The 16,868-nt window shown below is 49.1% G+C and carries 23 protein-coding genes and 2 pseudogenes; 4 read left to right on the top strand and 21 right to left on the bottom strand.

Annotation, left to right across the window (positions count from 1 at the left end):
* Nucleotides 1-30: 30 nt before the first annotated feature.
* The 3 genes from cysN to cobA form a co-directional block, all read right to left on the bottom strand.
* On the bottom strand, nucleotides 31-1,458 hold the full coding sequence (cysN, locus tag KNV97_RS20475) for a sulfate adenylyltransferase subunit CysN (protein WP_136485153.1): 1,428 nt from the start codon (nucleotides 1,456-1,458) through the stop codon (nucleotides 31-33).
* A 17-nt stretch (nucleotides 1,459-1,475) separates the two neighbouring features.
* A complete protein-coding gene (cysD, locus tag KNV97_RS20470; RefSeq protein WP_032082223.1) occupies nucleotides 1,476-2,384 on the bottom strand; it encodes a sulfate adenylyltransferase subunit CysD in 909 nt (302 codons plus the stop codon).
* A 72-nt stretch (nucleotides 2,385-2,456) separates the two neighbouring features.
* Nucleotides 2,457-3,332: a uroporphyrinogen-III C-methyltransferase gene (gene cobA / locus KNV97_RS20465; RefSeq protein WP_136485155.1), complete on the bottom strand. Its 876-nt coding sequence runs from the start codon at nucleotides 3,330-3,332 to the stop codon at nucleotides 2,457-2,459.
* 509 nt (nucleotides 3,333-3,841) lie between these two features.
* Here cobA and KNV97_RS20460 point away from each other — a divergent pair.
* Nucleotides 3,842-4,384: a Crp/Fnr family transcriptional regulator gene (locus KNV97_RS20460; protein WP_407701914.1), complete on the top strand. Its 543-nt coding sequence runs from the start codon at nucleotides 3,842-3,844 to the stop codon at nucleotides 4,382-4,384.
* Nucleotides 4,385-4,389: 5 nt separating this feature from the next.
* On the opposite strand, the gene dbpA is transcribed toward KNV97_RS20460, so the two are convergent.
* The gene (gene dbpA, locus KNV97_RS20455) at nucleotides 4,390-5,709 is read right to left on the bottom strand and encodes an ATP-dependent RNA helicase DbpA (RefSeq protein ID WP_407701913.1); all 1,320 of its coding nucleotides are present in this window, start codon (nucleotides 5,707-5,709) and stop codon (nucleotides 4,390-4,392) included.
* A gap of 234 nt (nucleotides 5,710-5,943) precedes the next feature.
* Between dbpA and KNV97_RS20450 the strand changes: the two genes are divergently transcribed.
* Nucleotides 5,944-6,396, top strand: a complete 453-nt coding sequence (locus KNV97_RS20450; protein ID WP_218562667.1) for a GNAT family N-acetyltransferase — start codon at nucleotides 5,944-5,946, stop codon at nucleotides 6,394-6,396.
* Between the two features lie 121 nt (nucleotides 6,397-6,517).
* Here the strand turns inward: KNV97_RS20450 and KNV97_RS20445 are convergent.
* A pseudogene (locus KNV97_RS20445) lies at nucleotides 6,518-7,118 on the bottom strand (LysM-like peptidoglycan-binding domain-containing protein).
* 231 nt (nucleotides 7,119-7,349) lie between these two features.
* Here KNV97_RS20445 and KNV97_RS20440 point away from each other — a divergent pair.
* Entirely contained in the window at nucleotides 7,350-7,970 is a 621-nt protein-coding gene (locus tag KNV97_RS20440) for an FKBP-type peptidyl-prolyl cis-trans isomerase (protein WP_218562666.1), read from the top strand.
* A gap of 104 nt (nucleotides 7,971-8,074) precedes the next feature.
* Nucleotides 8,075-8,581 (top strand): DUF2780 domain-containing protein, encoded by a 507-nt coding sequence (locus tag KNV97_RS20435; RefSeq protein ID WP_218562665.1) that lies wholly within the window; start codon nucleotides 8,075-8,077, stop codon nucleotides 8,579-8,581.
* A gap of 98 nt (nucleotides 8,582-8,679) precedes the next feature.
* Here KNV97_RS20435 and rplQ read toward each other — a convergent pair whose 3' ends face one another.
* The 16 genes and pseudogenes from rplQ to rplX all read right to left on the bottom strand — a co-directional run bounded on the left by rplQ (nucleotide 8,680) and on the right by rplX (nucleotide 16,860).
* Complete coding sequence (gene rplQ, locus KNV97_RS20430) at nucleotides 8,680-9,066, bottom strand: 50S ribosomal protein L17 (RefSeq protein ID WP_136485167.1); 387 nt, start codon at nucleotides 9,064-9,066, stop codon at nucleotides 8,680-8,682.
* A gap of 26 nt (nucleotides 9,067-9,092) precedes the next feature.
* Nucleotides 9,093-10,085 carry a DNA-directed RNA polymerase subunit alpha gene (locus KNV97_RS20425; RefSeq protein WP_004728619.1) on the bottom strand — a complete coding sequence of 331 codons (993 nt, stop codon included), beginning with the start codon at nucleotides 10,083-10,085 and terminating at the stop codon, nucleotides 9,093-9,095.
* Between the two features lie 24 nt (nucleotides 10,086-10,109).
* The gene (rpsD, locus tag KNV97_RS20420) at nucleotides 10,110-10,730 is read right to left on the bottom strand and encodes a 30S ribosomal protein S4 (protein ID WP_136485169.1); all 621 of its coding nucleotides are present in this window, start codon (nucleotides 10,728-10,730) and stop codon (nucleotides 10,110-10,112) included.
* A 27-nt stretch (nucleotides 10,731-10,757) separates the two neighbouring features.
* On the bottom strand, nucleotides 10,758-11,147 hold the full coding sequence (gene rpsK, locus KNV97_RS20415) for a 30S ribosomal protein S11 (protein ID WP_001118870.1): 390 nt from the start codon (nucleotides 11,145-11,147) through the stop codon (nucleotides 10,758-10,760).
* A 19-nt stretch (nucleotides 11,148-11,166) separates the two neighbouring features.
* On the bottom strand, nucleotides 11,167-11,523 hold the full coding sequence (gene rpsM / locus KNV97_RS20410; RefSeq protein WP_136485171.1) for a 30S ribosomal protein S13: 357 nt from the start codon (nucleotides 11,521-11,523) through the stop codon (nucleotides 11,167-11,169).
* A 149-nt stretch (nucleotides 11,524-11,672) separates the two neighbouring features.
* A pseudogene (gene rpmJ, locus KNV97_RS20405) lies at nucleotides 11,673-11,787 on the bottom strand (50S ribosomal protein L36).
* A 36-nt stretch (nucleotides 11,788-11,823) separates the two neighbouring features.
* The gene (gene secY / locus KNV97_RS20400) at nucleotides 11,824-13,158 is read right to left on the bottom strand and encodes a preprotein translocase subunit SecY (protein ID WP_136485174.1); all 1,335 of its coding nucleotides are present in this window, start codon (nucleotides 13,156-13,158) and stop codon (nucleotides 11,824-11,826) included.
* A gap of 20 nt (nucleotides 13,159-13,178) precedes the next feature.
* Nucleotides 13,179-13,613, bottom strand: a complete 435-nt coding sequence (gene rplO / locus KNV97_RS20395; RefSeq protein WP_136485176.1) for a 50S ribosomal protein L15 — start codon at nucleotides 13,611-13,613, stop codon at nucleotides 13,179-13,181.
* A gap of 5 nt (nucleotides 13,614-13,618) precedes the next feature.
* Entirely contained in the window at nucleotides 13,619-13,795 is a 177-nt protein-coding gene (gene rpmD, locus KNV97_RS20390; RefSeq protein WP_000201159.1) for a 50S ribosomal protein L30, read from the bottom strand.
* A gap of 7 nt (nucleotides 13,796-13,802) precedes the next feature.
* Nucleotides 13,803-14,306, bottom strand: a complete 504-nt coding sequence (rpsE, locus tag KNV97_RS20385; RefSeq protein WP_136485178.1) for a 30S ribosomal protein S5 — start codon at nucleotides 14,304-14,306, stop codon at nucleotides 13,803-13,805.
* A gap of 14 nt (nucleotides 14,307-14,320) precedes the next feature.
* Nucleotides 14,321-14,674 (bottom strand): 50S ribosomal protein L18, encoded by a 354-nt coding sequence (gene rplR, locus KNV97_RS20380; RefSeq protein ID WP_136485180.1) that lies wholly within the window; start codon nucleotides 14,672-14,674, stop codon nucleotides 14,321-14,323.
* Between the two features lie 9 nt (nucleotides 14,675-14,683).
* Entirely contained in the window at nucleotides 14,684-15,217 is a 534-nt protein-coding gene (gene rplF / locus KNV97_RS20375; RefSeq protein WP_136485182.1) for a 50S ribosomal protein L6, read from the bottom strand.
* 16 nt (nucleotides 15,218-15,233) lie between these two features.
* Nucleotides 15,234-15,626, bottom strand: coding sequence for a 30S ribosomal protein S8 (gene rpsH / locus KNV97_RS20370; protein WP_136485185.1), 393 nt, complete (start codon nucleotides 15,624-15,626; stop codon nucleotides 15,234-15,236).
* Between the two features lie 29 nt (nucleotides 15,627-15,655).
* Nucleotides 15,656-15,961 carry a 30S ribosomal protein S14 gene (gene rpsN / locus KNV97_RS20365; protein ID WP_020329484.1) on the bottom strand — a complete coding sequence of 102 codons (306 nt, stop codon included), beginning with the start codon at nucleotides 15,959-15,961 and terminating at the stop codon, nucleotides 15,656-15,658.
* A gap of 17 nt (nucleotides 15,962-15,978) precedes the next feature.
* Nucleotides 15,979-16,518 carry a 50S ribosomal protein L5 gene (gene rplE, locus KNV97_RS20360; RefSeq protein ID WP_136485187.1) on the bottom strand — a complete coding sequence of 180 codons (540 nt, stop codon included), beginning with the start codon at nucleotides 16,516-16,518 and terminating at the stop codon, nucleotides 15,979-15,981.
* 24 nt (nucleotides 16,519-16,542) lie between these two features.
* On the bottom strand, nucleotides 16,543-16,860 hold the full coding sequence (gene rplX / locus KNV97_RS20355; protein WP_136485190.1) for a 50S ribosomal protein L24: 318 nt from the start codon (nucleotides 16,858-16,860) through the stop codon (nucleotides 16,543-16,545).
* Nucleotides 16,861-16,868: the final 8 nt, after the last annotated feature.

The raw sequence follows: 16,868 nt of genomic DNA, 5'->3' as shown, positions 1-16,868 counted from the left end.
TGGGGGCAGTCACCTGCCCCCCATCACTGATCACTTAAGCAATTGACTCAGATCTTTGGCATCCCAGTGTGGGAAGTGCTTACGGATCAGCGCGTTGAGTTCCACTTCAAACGCAGAGAATTGGCCTTCGGCTTGCGCCACATTCTGCAGACTGTCACGCACCAGACCGGCACCGACAGTGACGTTAGTCAGACGGTCGATGATGATGAAACCACCGGTATCAGCACAATCCAGGTACTTGTCCAGTGCAACGGACTGATTAAAGGTCCATTCGCACAAACCGATACCGTTCAGTGGCAACTCTTCAGACTGGAAAGTGTCCAGATTGTTAATGTCGTACTGGTGGCGAACCGCAACGATCTGACCAACCGTCTTCATGCCTGCGATTTTCACATCGTATTCACGACCTGGTTTGAGCGGCTGCTCTGTCATCCACACCACATCCGCCAGCAGATGGTTGGTGCTGTCGACATGATCCTGCTCCAGCACAATCAGATCGCCACGGCTGATATCAATTTCATCCGCCAGAGTCAGCGTAACCGCCAGACCAGCGCTTGCTTGTGGCAGATCGCCATCGAACGTTACAATACGAGCAACGGTTGAAGTCTTGCCTGATGGCAGCACTTTAATTTTGTCGCCAACGCTGACTGCACCGGATGAGATGGTGCCGGCAAAACCACGAAAATCCAGGTTAGGACGGTTCACGTACTGCACTGGGAAGCGGAATTCACCGGTGCCTTTTTCCTGATCAACATCGACGGTTTCCAGCAGATCCAGCAGTGACGGACCTTGGTACCATGCCATGTTCTCGCTCTTATCCACCACGTTATCGCCTTCCAGCGCAGACAGTGGAATGATCTCGATGTTGGTTTCACCCTGCAGATGCTTCGAGAACTCCAGATACTGAGCGCGAATCTCTTCAAAACGCTCCTGCGAGTAGTCCACCAGGTCCATCTTGTTCACCGCAACGATGAAGTGCTTCAGACCCAGCAGGTTGGAAATGAACGAGTGACGACGCGTTTGATCCAATACGCCTTTGCGCGCATCGATCAGAATCACCGCCAGATCACAGGTCGACGCACCGGTCGCCATGTTACGGGTGTACTGCTCGTGTCCCGGTGTGTCAGAAATGATGAACTTACGTTTCTGAGTCGAGAAGTAACGGTACGCCACATCAATGGTGATGCCCTGCTCACGCTCGGCCTGCAGGCCGTCAACCAGCAGCGCCAGATCCGGACGCTCACCGGTGGTACCGACACGCTGGCTGTCGGAATGCACAGCGGCCAGCTGATCTTCATAAATTTGTTTTGAGTCATGAAGCAGACGACCGATCAGTGTACTTTTACCATCGTCTACCGAACCACACGTCAGGAATCTAAGTAGCGATTTATGTTGGTGTTGATTGAGGTAACCTTCAATACCTAGCTCAGCAAGTTGAGCTTGAACTGCACTATTCATTTTCTTTCCTTAGACCCTTAGAAGTAACCTTGACGTTTTTTCATTTCCATCGATCCTGACGAATCGTGGTCGATCGCACGGCCCTGACGCTCACTTGAGGTGGCAACCAGCATTTCTTCGATGATTTCCGGCAACGTTTTCGCTTCCGACTCCACCGCGCCGGTCAGCGGGTAACAACCCAAAGTACGGAAACGTATGCTCTTATGCTGGATCTCTTCACCCGGCTTCAGTTTCATACGGTCATCATCAACCATGATCAGCATGCCATCACGCTCAACCACAGGACGCACATCCGACAGGTACAGAGGAACGATTTCAATGTTTTCCAGGTAGATGTATTGCCAGATATCCAGCTCGGTCCAGTTCGATAGTGGGAAAACACGGATGCTCTCGCCTTTATTGATCTGACCGTTGTAAGTTTTCCACAGCTCTGGACGCTGGTTTTTTGGATCCCAGGTATGGTTCTTGTCACGGAATGAATAAACACGCTCTTTGGCACGCGATTTCTCTTCATCACGACGGGCACCACCGAACGCAGCATCAAAACCGTATTTGTTCAGCGCCTGCTTCAGACCCTGGGTTTTCATGATGTCAGTGTGCTTAGAAGAACCGTGGTCAAACGGGTTGATCCCCATCGCCAAACCTTCCGGGTTTTTGTGTACCAACAGTTCGAAACCGTATTTCTTCGCCGTTGCATCACGGAACGCGATCATGTCGCGGAATTTCCAGTCGGTATCAACGTGTAACAGAGGGAATGGGATCTTGCCCGGATAAAACGCTTTACGCGCCAGATGAAGCATGACCGACGAATCTTTACCGATCGAATACATCATCACTGGGTTGGCAAATTCGGCAGCCACTTCACGAATGATGTGGATACTTTCTGCCTCAAGCTGTTTTAAATGGGTTAAGCGTTGTTGATCCATTTTGCGTGCTTCCTTTTAGCTGCCTGGTGGCTTGAAAGACCCCTGCGGGTCTCGCAATTTGAATTATGTTTGTTATGCAATTTGGGTAGACGGCGCGGTATTGTCACCAAACCACGTCAGTTTGTTGGCCAAAGTCACCACTTCGCCAATCACAATCAGTGACGGTGACTCAGCGTTAGCGGCCAACTGCGGCAGTTCACTGAGCTGACCGCGAAACACTTTCTGGGTTGACTGAGTCCCACGCTCAATAATCGCGATCGGCGTCCCGGCACTGCGGCCATGCTCAATCAATTGCTGCGCTATGGTGCTGGATTTCATCAGTCCCATATAAATCACCAGCGTTTGCTGGCTGCGAGCCAGGGTTGACCAGTCCATTTCAGCCGCGGCTTCCGCTTTGAGATGACCGGTAATAAACAGCGCCGACTGCGCATAATCTCGGTGAGTTAGCGGAATGCCCGCATAGGCTGTTGCGCCAGCAGCGGCTGTAATGCCGGGAATCACCTGAAATGACACTCCCGCATCGAACAGCACTTCCAGCTCTTCGCCGCCACGACCAAACATAAACGGATCGCCGCCTTTGATGCGTACGACACGATGACCTTGTTTGGCAAACTCAACCAACAGCTGGTTGGTTTTCTCCTGCGGCACACTGTGGTGACCGGCACGTTTGCCCACGCACACCAGAATGGTCTCATCCGGGATCAATGCCATGATGTCGTCAGAAACCAGGTAGTCGTACAACACCACATCAGCCTGTTGCAGATAGCTCAGTGCTTTAACCGTCAACAGTTCAGGATCGCCAGGGCCGGCACCAACCAGAGCGACTTCACCAGCTTGCAGCTGGCTGCGAGCAATACGCTTAAACGCGTCCGGTTGCTTACCTGATTCAATCGCCACTAAACGTGGTGTTTTATGTTGCAGCGTTGACACCGTTTCTGAGCCCGCCATGTTCGTCATCCCTTACCCGATTAATGCTTGCATTATGGGCAGTTCTTGTTATTACCTGAAATTCTAAAATTTCATTTTTTATTCGAAAAACTGATATAGGACTGGCACATTTGCAGCATCACGGTAAATTTGAGTAACAAAATCGTGACTATCTGGTTACACAGCGATGAAGTGTGAACAGCAACAAATCGCTTGCTAAGCCTTGCTGCAACAGGGGGTGGTTGTGTGACACCAGCCACAAAGTCGCCCTTGGTGAGCGTGATGGATACAAGCATAGAGACAGTGCTGTGGTGTGGAAATGACTCGAAACCAAGCCTGACGTTAGGCTAAAATACGTCAAAATTTCATGCTGCCCGACCCGTGCCCGGCGGACAAAGCATTAGCCAGTCAAACCAGAATCTGGTCTAAACACATTAATCCCTCTGCTTCATCGCTGGCACATAATCGCTTAACAAGGACATCCGATGGCATTGCCGCACGATACGATTTCACAGCAATTTTATCAGCAGATGCAACAAAACGGTTTCAGTGAAACACAAATTGAGCAGCTGCTGGACGGTGCTTTTCCGCTTGAACTGCCAACCCGGCACATACTGATTAATCAGGGCGAAATGCCAAGCCACTTTTACTTCGTCAGCCAGGGAATCTGCCACGCCAGTTATCTGACTGAGCAGGGTAAGGAATTCAGTAAAGAGTTTTACTGGGAGGAGGACTGGATTATCGGTTTTGAAAACCTGATTGAGAATACGCCATCGCCCTACTTACTAGAGACACTGACGCCGGTCGTTTTGTTATGCCTGCCACTGCAACACCTGCATCAGTGGCGCAGTGAAGCACACCCGTTATACCTCAAGCTGCTGGAAACCCAACTGATACATAAAGAGCATAAAGAAAGAGTCATGTTACTGCTGCGACCAGAGCAACGATATCAGGCGATGTGCGAGCAGTTTCCTGACTTAATTCCGCGCATCAGCGACAGCCTGATCGCTGCCTATCTGGGGATAACCCCCATCAGTCTCAGCCGGATTAAAGCCCGGCTGAGAGTAAAGTAAGCGGTTTACTTGACCAGACGGGCGCGGAATTGGCGGCCTTTGATCTTACCGTTGGCGAGGATCTGCAGTGCCTGCTTGGCCACTTTCTTACTGACCGCCACATAGGCACGCATTGGCATCAGATTGATCTTACCGATCTGATCCGCTGTCAGCGCACCGCCGGCGGTCAGCGCACCCAGAATATCACCCGGACGCACTTTCTGCTTCTTACCGCCATCGATCTGAATGGTCACCATGCCAGCCTGATACGGCTCGGCACCTGCTTTCACTGCCGGCAATACCGCCGGGCTGATCGCGATATCCATGTATTCATCAATCTGTGCCACGCGGTACATTTCATTGTCACTGAAGAAGCTGAACGCCAGGCCTTTGCTGCCCGCACGGCCGGTACGGCCGATACGGTGCACGTGCACTTCCGGATCACGTGACAGTTCAAAGTTGAACACCGCATCCAGATTATCAACATCAAGGCCGCGCGCCGCCACATCAGTGGCCACTAAGATGGAAATACTTTTGTTGGCAAACTGAACCAGTGCCTGGTCGCGCTCACGCTGCTCCATATCACCATGCAGCTCAACCACACTAAAGCCTTTATGATGTAACTCATCGGCCACATTCTGCACTTCGCGTTTGGTATTACAGAACACCACCGCCGATTCAGGTTGATGGTTAAGCAGTAAGGTCTCCAGCGCCGCATCACGCGCTTCGGTTCCGTCCAGCTTGTAAAACAACTGCTGAATACTAGACGTATCATGCGTCGCTGCCACTTTGATCATCAGTGCATCATGCGTGACGGACTGAGCAATATTCGCAATTGCTTTCGGATAAGTGGCACTGAACAACAGCGTCTGGCGCTGTTTTGGTGCCGCGCCGATAATAGCATCCAGCGCTTCCTGGAAACCCATTTCCAGCATACGATCCGCTTCATCCAGCACCAGAGTATTGAGCTCAGACAGATCGATGCGTCCTTTACTCAAGTGGTCAAGAATACGGCCCGGAGTGCCGACCAGAATGTGTGCGCCATGCTCCAGTGAGCCAATCTGCGGGCCCATCGGCATTCCCCCACACAGGGTCAGTACTTTGATATTGTGAATTGCGCGGCCCAGGGTACGGATATCAGTCGCGACCTGATCAGCCAGTTCGCGGGTCGGACACAACACCAGAGCCTGCACACGGAAGCGTTTCACGTTCAGATTAGATAACACACCCAGACCAAACGCCGCGGTTTTACCTGAGCCGGTCTTACCCTGACCAATCACGTCCTGGCCTTGCAAGATAGCAGGCAATGACTGGGCCTGAATCGGCGTCATTTGAGTAAACCCCATAGTATCGAGGTTAGAAAGTAGTTCAGGCTTGAGATTCAAGGCAGAAAAAGAGGTGGAGGTCACGGGGGTGTCCTTAGTCAGACGAAAAAACGAGCGGCTATTATCGTTATTTTGCCCCGGATCACCAGTGAATATTAATTTAATTTTTTATTGTGCTTCGTTCTTAACTTTTGTTAATGCCAGGCGCAGGGTGCGCTGCTACAGTGAGCGCCATTTCAATACAAGGAGTTATTCATGATCACCTGGCAATGCCTCACTTTTGACCAACTCAGTACTTTTCAGCTCTATCAATTACTGCAATTACGGGTCAATGTCTTCGTTGTAGAACAAACTTGCCCTTACCCGGAACTGGACAATAAAGATCATGCCCCCGGCGCCTGCCATCTGCTCGGTTACCAGGGAGAACAACTGGTGGCCTGCGCCCGCCTGCTGCCTCCCGGCGTCAGCTATGACAACGCCAGTATCGGCCGGGTTGCAACCCTGCAATCCGCGCGCGGCAACGGACTCGGGCATGACTTGCTCAGCCAGGCATTAACGCATTGCCAACAGTTGTGGCCACAGCAGGCGATTGAGATCAGCGCCCAGGCTCACTTACAGGCATTTTATCGCCAGCACGGGTTTGTCACCACGACCGATATTTACCTCGAAGACGACATCGAACATGTCGGCATGCTGCGCAGCGTATGAGCCCTGTCCGGGCTGTACTGATTTAATGAACAACCGGGTCAACTGAGCTGGTTTGGAATAGGGATGATCATTGTGCCGCTGGCCCCAAAGTCGCCCAGCGACAGGTTAAGCATATCGCAAGCTATTTACTGCGGCCAAATCCACCGTCAGACAAACGGAAAAACATCACCGACTGATTGTTTTTCTCCAGCTGTAAAATGTCGAGCTTGCCGTCTTTCGACAGTTTAAAACGGATCAGCTGGCCTGCGCGGATCTGACTCAGCGGCTTATCGCTGCCTTCGATTTTAACCAGATCATTGAGATCAGCCATCGACAGATCATTATTACGAAATACCTGCGACAGGGTATCACCACTTTGCACTATATACTCACGCCAGGCGGTACTCTGTATCTGGCCAGGAGTCTGAGCCTGAGGCGTATTCTGTTGCTGCTCTTCACTCAAGCCGCGGGTATTCACGTTGACCGCAACGCGCTGAATTTGACCCGAAAGCGGCTCTGCAGCGGTGTCTTGCACCGCATCATCCTCCCCCTGGTAACGGGATCACCATCAGAATCAATACGACCGGCACCAAAACCATCAGTGCGCGCTGGTGCAGCTTAGGTAAACGCTGCCACAACTGCACGCTACGTTGCTGATATTCACGCCAGTCAATAGAGTCCCACTGGTTCTGAACCAAGGCAAGATAATCGGTCTGCTGCTTCTTCTTGTGTCGACGATTCATTTTCATCCGTCCATAAATTCCTTACCACAGTATAAAAACTCACGTGCCGAGAGTATAGGGGCTTGCCGCTGATCTGCTAAAGGTTGACATAATCCTGATGTTTTTTGGCCGGGATTCTGCGCTCAATCACACCTTAAACCTCAATTGTAACGAATTCAGCCTGAACGTTTCATCCCCCGGACGAAACTGTTATCCTGTGGGCTTTATTTGACACGACAAAGAGTGACTTTTATGTCTGAAGTAAAATTTGAAACTGTAGAGCAAAAAGCTAGCTACGGTATCGGTCTGCAAATGGGCCAACAACTGGCAGGTAGCGGTCTGGAAGGACTGAGTGTTGACGCGATCGCAGCGGGTATTGCCACTGCACTGGTTGGCGACATGCCAGCTATCGAAATCGACGAGATCAACCAGGCTCTGCAAGCTCTTCACATGCGCGCTGAAGAAACTCGCCAGGAAGCAGCAAAAGTTGCAGCGGCTGAAGGCGAATCTTTCCTGAAAGACAACGCTCTGCGCCCTGAAGTCACCGTACTGGAATCTGGTCTGCAATACGAAGTGATCAGCCAGGGTGAAGGCGAAATCCCAACGGCAGACAAAGCGGTACGTGTACACTACCACGGTCAACTGGTTGACGGCACAGTATTCGACAGCTCAATCACTCGTGGCCAGCCTGCTGAATTCCCGGTAACCGGTGTAATCAAAGGTTGGGTAGAAGCGCTGCAACTGATGCCTGTTGGCTCAAAATGGAAACTGTACGTTCCTCAAGATCTTGCTTACGGTGAACGTGGCGCAGGCGCGGCAATCCCTCCATTTGCTGCCCTGGTATTCGAAGTGGAACTGCTGGCTATCCTGTAATCCAACGAATTCGCAAAAAATTGACATCAAGCGGCGCCCAGCGCCGCTTTTTTTTGGCTAGAATGAAGGTCACTGAGCCTAAAGTTAAGGAATGGCACTCATCTATGAAACGCTCCATTGTCTCCGCGCTGGTGCTCAGCACCGTTTTCAGCGCACCCAGCTTTGCATTTCTCAATTTCGGCAGCAAAGATCAAAGCAACGACCTCGCCAGCATGGTCAGCAGCACGCTCAATCAGGCCGAAAGTAACTCGAGCTTGATCACCCAGGTGACCAACCAACTACCAGTCTCGCCACAACAAGCCACCGGTGGGGTTGGCGCGATGTTATCGCTGGCCCAAAATCAGCTCTCAGAAAGCAACAGCGAAGAGCTGGGGCAACTGTTACCCGGCATGGATCAGTTAACCAATCTGAATTTGTCTGGCAGCAAGGATACGTTATCGGGCCTGAATAACCTCAGTGCAGTCCATGATGTGTTCAAAGGATTGGGCCTTGACCCAAGTATGATTAGTCAGTTTGCACCGCTGGTGCTGCAGTACCTGACCAGCCAGGGTGCCAGTGATGGTCTGCTCGGCTCGTTGAGCAAATTGTGGGGAACGTCATCAGCGAATTGATGAGAGTGCACACCCAACAAAAATGTTGAGTGTGCATATCAGAATCTGCAGATACAAAAAAGCCGAGCTTACGCTCGGCTTTTTTAATCGCGAACCGATTACTCAGCAGCAGCTTCTTCAGCAGCTTCTGGGCGATCTACAAGCTCAATGTAAGCCATTGGAGCTTTATCGCCGGCACGGAAACCACACTTCAGAATGCGAGTGTAGCCGCCTTGACGTGCAGCGAAACGTGGACCAAGTTCGTTAAATAGTTTAGCAACGACTTCGTTGTCACGAGTACGTGCAAATGCCAGACGACGGTTAGCAACACTGTCAGTCTTAGCTAGTGTAATCAAAGGCTCAACTACGCGACGTAGCTCTTTAGCTTTTGGCAAAGTAGTCTTGATAACTTCATGACGTACTAGAGAGCTAGCCATGTTGCTGAACATCGCTTTGCGATGACTGCTGTTGCGGTTGAGTTGACGACCACTCTTACGATGGCGCATGACCAAATCCTTCTAACTAGTATCGATTAATCTTCAGCGATGGACGCTGGCGGCCAGTTTTCCAGGCGCATGCCCAGAGAAAGACCACGTGATGCAAGCACGTCTTTAATCTCTGTAAGAGATTTCTTACCAAGGTTAGGCGTTTTAAGTAGCTCAACCTCAGTGCGCTGTACTAGATCACCGATGTAGTGAATCGCTTCTGCTTTCAGACAGTTAGCAGAGCGAACTGTTAGTTCAAGATCGTCTACAGGACGCAGTAGGATCGGATCGAATTCAGGCTTCTCTTCTTTCTCCTCAGGAACACGTACATCACGAAGATCTACGAATGCATCCAGTTGTTCAGCAAGAATAGTTGCTGCACGACGGATAGCTTCCTCAGGTTCAAGAGTACCGTTTGTTTCCATATCGATAACAAGCTTGTCCAAGTCAGTACGCTGCTCAACACGTGCTGCATCAACAGAGTAGGCAATTTTGTCTACTGGGCTGAATGTAGCATCGACAAGCAGACGACCAATTGGACGCTCATCTTCTTCAGTATGGATACGCGCAGAAGCTGGAACATAACCACGACCACGTTCAACTTTGATACGCATTGCGATCTCAGCGTTGTCATCCGTTAAGTGACAAATAACGTGTTCAGGGTTTACGATCTCTACATCACCATCATGGGTGATGTCACCTGCAACCACAGGGCCCGAGCCTGATTTGTTCAGTGTAATGAACACTTCATCTTTGCCTTCGGCAACGCGAACTGCCAGACCTTTCAGGTTCAGTAGAATCTCAAGGATATCTTCCTGAACACCTTCTTTGGTGCTGTATTCGTGAAGTACGCCTTCAATCTCTACTTCTGTTACGGCACAACCCGGCATAGAAGATAGAAGAATACGGCGAAGTGCATTACCAAGAGTATGGCCGAAACCACGCTCTAATGGCTCAAGAGTTACTTTTGCGTGTGTCGTGCTGATTTGTTCGATATCAACAAGACGTGGCTTAAGAAATTCTGTTACAGAACCCTGCATTGTGTCCTCTCTTTAGTTTAAACCTTACTTAGAGTAAAGCTCGACGATCAATTGTTCGTTGATGTCAGCTGATAGATCAGAACGTTCAGGCAAACGCTTGAAAGTACCTTCCATCTTGCTTGCATCTACTTCAATCCAAGTTGGTTTTTCGCGTTGTTCAGCAACTTCAAGAGCCGCTTTTACGCGAGATTGCGCTTTCGCTTTCTCACGGATTGCAACAACGTCGTTGGCCGCAACATTGAAAGAAGGAACGTTTACAACTTTACCGTTAACCAGGATAGCTTTGTGGCTAACCAGCTGACGTGCTTCTGCGCGAGTTGCGCCAAAGCCCATACGGTAAACTACGTTGTCCAGACGACCTTCAAGAAGCTGAAGTAGGTTCTCACCGGTGTTACCTTTAAGGCGAGCTGCTTCTTTGTAGTAGTTACGGAATTGTTTTTCTAGAACGCCGTACATACGACGAACTTTTTGCTTCTCGCGAAGCTGAACGCCATACTCAGATAGACGACCGCGACGTGCGCCGTGTACACCTGGTGCGTTATCGATTTTACACTTGGTATCAATCGCACGAACGCCTGACTTAAGGAACAAGTCAGTACCTTCGCGGCGGCTAAGCTTCAGCTTAGGACCCAAATATCTTGCCATGATCTTTCTCCAATGTTCCCAGAAACGTTAAACGCGACGTTTCTTAGGTGGACGACAACCGTTATGAGGGATTGGTGTCGCATCTACGATGTTTGTAATGCGGAAACCAGCGGCGTTCAGTGCACGAACAGTAGATTCGCGACCTGGACCAGGACCCTTAACCATAACTTCCAGATTCTTCAGACCGTATTCTTTGGCCATTTCAGCACAACGTTCAGCAGCAACCTGTGCAGCGAACGGAGTTGACTTACGAGAACCACGGAAACCTGAACCACCTGCGGTAGCCCATGCTAGAGCATTACCTTGACGGTCAGTAATGGTTACGATTGTGTTGTTGAAAGATGCGTGGATATGCGCTACGCCATCAGCAACTTGCTTGCGTACACGCTTACGTGCGCGAGTTGGTTGTTTAGCCATTGTACTCTACCCTTCCCGATTACTTTTTGATCGGCTTACGCGGACCCTTACGGGTGCGAGCATTGGTTTTAGTACGCTGTCCACGTAGTGGTAGACTGCGACGGTGACGAAGACCACGGTAGCAGCCAAGGTCCATAAGACGCTTGATGTTCATGGATACTTCACGACGTAGATCACCCTCTACAGTGTACTTAGCTACACCATCACGCAGTAGATTGATCTGATCTTCTGTTAGTTCACTGATCTTAACATTTTCAGCGATACCCACTTCAGCTAGGATAGCTTGAGAGCGAGTCTTACCGATGCCGTAAATCGCGGTAAGCGCGATTACTGCATGTTTTTGATCAGGAATGTTAATGCCTGCTATACGGGCCACTATTCACTCCTAGTACTTTCTATAAAAGAATTATCCGCAGCAAAGCCCGTAGAGGATACGCTGCGGGATACTACTTCTTTTGCACGCAAAAGGTAGGCCGAGGAATATACTCGACCAACCCTTACTTTTCAAGTAAAAATTTCTGCTTATTAGCCTTGGCGTTGCTTGTGCTTTGGCTCACTGCAAATCACGCGAACGACACCGTTACGCTTGATAACTTTACAGTTACGGCAGATTTTTTTTAACGGAAGCACGAACTTTCATTGCTAAACTCCGTAAATCTCTCTGAATGGCGACCTGTTAACGGCCATAACCTTTCAGATTTGCCTTTTTCAACACAGAATCATATTGATTTGACATCATATGAGTCTGTACCTGTGCCATAAAGTCCATGATTACGACAACTACAATCAGTAGTGATGTGCCGCCGAAGTAGAAACGTACGTTCCAAGCGACCATCATGAACTCAGGGATCAGACAGATGAAAGTAATGTATAGCGCACCGGCTAAGGTTAAGCGAGTCATTACTTTATCAATGTACTTAGCTGTCTGTTCGCCTGGGCGGATACCGGGTACGAATGCACCAGACTTCTTCAAGTTATCTGCTGTTTCGCGAGGGTTAAACACCAACGCAGTATAGAAGAAACAGAAGAAAATAATCGCTGCTGCATAAAGCATTACATACAGCGGTTGACCCGGGCTCAGAGCCAAAGACACATCAGTTAGCCAACCAAATGTGCTGCTCTCGCCGTTCTGACCAAACCACTGAGCCAGTGTTCCTGGGAACAGGATAATGCTCGATGCGAAAATCGCAGGGATAACACCCGCCATATTAATTTTCAATGGCAAGTGAGTGCTTTGCGCTGCAAAAACTTTACGACCCTGTTGACGCTTCGCGTAGTTAACGACGATTCGACGCTGACCACGTTCCATGAACACAACGAAGTAAATAACAGCAAAAGCTACCACTGCAATTAACAGTAGAAGAAGTACATGCAGTTCACCTTGACGCGCTTGCTCGATTGTCTGACCGATTGCTTGTGGCAATCCAGCAACGATACCTGCAAAGATTAGTAATGAAATACCATTACCAATTCCACGCTCTGTAATTTGTTCACCTAACCACATCAGGAACATGGTGCCGGTTACTAAACTCACGGTAGCAATTAGCGTAAACATGGTTTGGTTGATAACAACCAGATTGTCGACCATGTTTGGTAAGCCGGTTGCAATACCAATAGCCTGGAAACATGCAAGTACAAGCGTGCCGTAACGCGTATATTGGCTAATCTTACGACGGCCTGCCTCACCCTCTTTCTTGAGTTCGGCTAACGCTGGATGAACTACAGTCAGCAACTGGACAACAATAGATGCCGAAATATACGGCATGATGCCCAGTGCGAATATAGATGCACGCGAAAGTGCACCACCAGAGAACATGTTAAACATCTCAATGATGGTGCCTTTTTGCTGTTCGAACAAATCGGCAAGTACAGCAGCGTCAATACCAGGGATTGGCACAAAAGAGCCTGCTCGGAATACTAGAAGCGCACCCACTACGAATAATAAGCGCGACTTCAGCTCACTTAAGCCGCTCTGAGCACTACGAAAATCTTGTCCTGGTTTCTTAGCCATCTGTACCTCAATCCTCGAGATTATTCCTCGATTTTACCGCCTGCAGCTTCGATTGCAGCTTTAGCGCCTTTAGTTACGCGCAGACCTTTTACAGTCACTGCTTTGTTGATCTCGCCAGAAAGAACGATTTTTGCAAACTCGATGTTTTTAGTCACCAGGTTTGCCGCTTTCAGGCTGTTTAGATCAACTACGTCACCAGTTACTTTCGCCAGTTCAGACAGACGAATTTCAGCAGACACTAGGCTCTTACGAGAAGTGAAACCGAATTTTGGTAGACGTTGTTTCAGAGGCATCTGACCGCCTTCGAAACCTGGACGAACTTTACCGCCAGAACGTGACTTTTGACCTTTGTGGCCACGGCCACCAGTTTTACCAAGGCCAGAACCGATACCACGGCCTACACGCTTCTTAGAAGGTTTAGAACCAGCAGCCGGTGATAGAGTATTCAAAAACATTATGATTACTCCTCAACTTTAACCATGTAGTAAACCTTGTTGATCATACCGCGTACGCACGGAGTATCTTCAAGTTCTACTGTGTGGTTGATTTTACGAAGACCTAGACCGCGCAAAGTAGCTTTGTGCTTCGGTAGGCGACCAATTGAGCTTTTAGTTTGAGTTACTTTAATAGTTGCCATGGTGTTCTTACTCCGAAATAGATTCAACAGTTAGACCACGTTTAGCCGCAACCATTTCTGGTGACTTAACATCTACTAGAGCGTCGATCGTTGCACGAACGATGTTGATAGGGTTCGTAGAACCGTATGCTTTAGACAGAACGTTATGTACACCCGCAACTTCAAGTACTGCACGCATCGCACCACCTGCGATTACACCAGTACCTTCTGCAGCTGGCTGCATGTAAACTTTAGAGCCCGAGTGGCGACCTTTCACCGGGTGGTGAAGAGTACCTTCGTTAAGCGCGATAGTAACCATGTTACGACGTGCTTTTTCCATTGCTTTTTGAATCGCTGCAGGTACTTCACGGGCTTTACCGTAACCGAAACCTACACGACCGTTACCGTCACCAACTACAGTCAGTGCAGTGAAGCTCATGATTCGACCACCTTTAACCGTTTTAGAAACGCGGTTAACGGCGATTAGCTTTTCTTGCAAATCATTCGCTTGAACTTGTTGTTCTTTAGCCATCTTCCAACCCTACCTTAGAATTTCAGACCAGCTTCGCGAGCAGAGTCTGCCAGCGCCGCTACTCGACCGTGGTATTGGAAACCGGAACGATCAAATGCAACAGCTGATACGCCTTTCTCAAGCGCACGCTCTGCAATAGCTTTACCTACTGCTTTAGCTGCATCGATGTTACCAGAGTATTTCACTTGCTCACGGATCGCTTTTTCTACAGTAGAAGCTGATGCGATAACCTCAGAGCCGTTCGCTGCGATTACCTGAGCGTACACGTGACGAGGAGTACGGTGTACAACTAGGCGAGTCGCACCCAGTTCTGCAATCTTACGACGTGCACGTGTAGCACGACGGATGCGAGATGCTTTCTTATCCATAGTGTTACCTTACTTCTTCTTAGCTTCTTTAGTACGCACATTTTCATCTGCGTAACGAATACCTTTACCTTTGTAAGGCTCAGGCGCGCGGTAAGAACGAATGTCAGCCGCAACTTGACCAACTACTTGCTTATCAGCACCAGTCAGTACAATTTCAGTTTGGCTTGGACATTCAGCTTTAACACCCGCTGGCAGCTCGTGCTCAACAGGGTGAGAGAAGCCCAGGGTCAGACCTACAGCGTTGCCTTTGATAGCAGCACGGTAACCTACACCCTTAAGAACTAGCTTCTTAGTAAAGCCTTCAGTAACACCAACAACCATGTTGTTAACCAGAGCGCGAGCAGTACCTGCTTGAGCCCATGCGTTAGCAACACCTTCAGCTGGGCCGAAAGTTAGGTTGTTTTCTTCCTGTGCGATCACTACGCCGTTGTGAATAACGCGAGTTAGTTCACCTTTAGCGCCTTTAACAGTGATCTCTTGGCCGTTTAGTTTCACCTCTACGCCAGCTGGAATAGCGACAGGTGCTTTAGCAACACGAGACATGTTCTACTCCTTAAAATTAAGCTACGTAGCAAATGATTTCACCGCCAAGACCTGCTTTACGAGCAGCGCGGTCTGACATCAGACCCTTGGAAGTGGAAACAACAGCAACACCAAGACCGCCCATCACTGATGGCAGCTCGTCTTTCTTCTTATAAACACGAAGACCTGGACGAGAAACGCGCTTGATTTGCTCGATTACTGGTTTCGCTTGGAAATACTTAAGAGTGATTTCCAGCTCAGGTTTTGCTTCGCTTTCAACAGCGAAGTCAACGATGTAACCTTCAGCTTTCAGTAGTGCAGCGATTGCAACTTTCAGCTTTGAAGAAGGCATTTTAACAGCAACTTTGTTTGCTGCCTGACCGTTACGAATACGGGTCAGCATATCCGAAATCGGATCTTGCATGCTCATAAACTTTACTCCAAATGATTAAGTGGCAATTACCAGCTAGCCTTACGAAGTCCAGGAATCTCGCCTTTCATGCAAGCTTCACGAACTTTAATACGGCTCAGACCGAACTTACGTAGGTAACCGTGTGGACGACCAGTTTGGTTACAACGGTTGCGCTGACGTGATGCACTTGAATCACGTGGAAGAGATTGCAGAGTCAGAACTGCATTCCAACGATCTTCTTCAGATGCGTTTACATCGCTGATGATAGCTTTTAGCGCTGCACGCTTTTCTGCGAACTTAGCTACTAGCTTTGCACGTTTTTCTTCACGTGCTTTCATTGATTGTTTAGCCATAACAGTAACCCTTCACCTTACTTACGGAATGGGAAGTTAAAGGCAGCCAGCAGAGCACGGCCTTCCTCATCGTTTGCAGCAGACGTCGTGATAGTGATATCAAGACCGCGCACACGATCGACTTTATCGTAGTCGATTTCCGGAAAGATGATTTGCTCGCGAACGCCCATGCTGTAGTTACCGCGGCCGTCAAAAGACTTAGCGCTAACACCGCGGAAGTCACGTACACGTGGTAGAGCGATTGCAATTAAGCGCTCCAGAAAATCCCACATGCGTTCGCCACGCAAGGTTACTTTACAACCAATTGGGTAGCCTTCACGAATTTTGAAACCAGCAACAGATTTACGCGCTTTAGTGATCAGTGGCTTTTGACCAGAAATGGTTGCCATGTCAGATGCTGCGTTTTCCAGTAGTTTCTTATCGTTGATTGCTTCACCAACGCCCATATTGAGGGTGATTTTCTCAATTCTAGGGACTTGCATGACGCTTGTGTAACCGAACTGTTTGGTCAGTTCAGCGACTACAGACGACTTGTAGTAATCATGCAGTTTCGCCATAGTAGAACTCCAAATTACTTCTAATTAGTTAGAAACGGTTTCGTTGTTAGACTTGAAGAAACGAACTTTCTTGCCGTCTTCGAAACGAAAACCGATACGGTCCGCTTTACCAGTAGCTGCGTTGAAGATAGCCACGTTAGAAACGTCGATCGCTGCTTCTTGCTCTACGATACCGCCTTGGATACCTAGTGCAGGAACAGGTTTCTGGTGTTTCTTAACAAGGTTGATACCTTCTACGATAACTTTACCAGTTGCTAGAACCTTAGTTACTTTACCTTTCTTGCCTTTGTCTTTACCAGCAAGAACGATCACTTCGTCATTACGACGGATTTTAGCTGCCATTTTATTGC

The organism is Vibrio ostreae (genome assembly GCF_019226825.1).
GTDB classification, from domain to species: domain Bacteria; phylum Pseudomonadota; class Gammaproteobacteria; order Enterobacterales; family Vibrionaceae; genus Vibrio; species Vibrio ostreae.
Note: the sequence above shows the minus strand (reverse complement) of the source record. Positions and strands in the feature narration are given on the sequence as shown.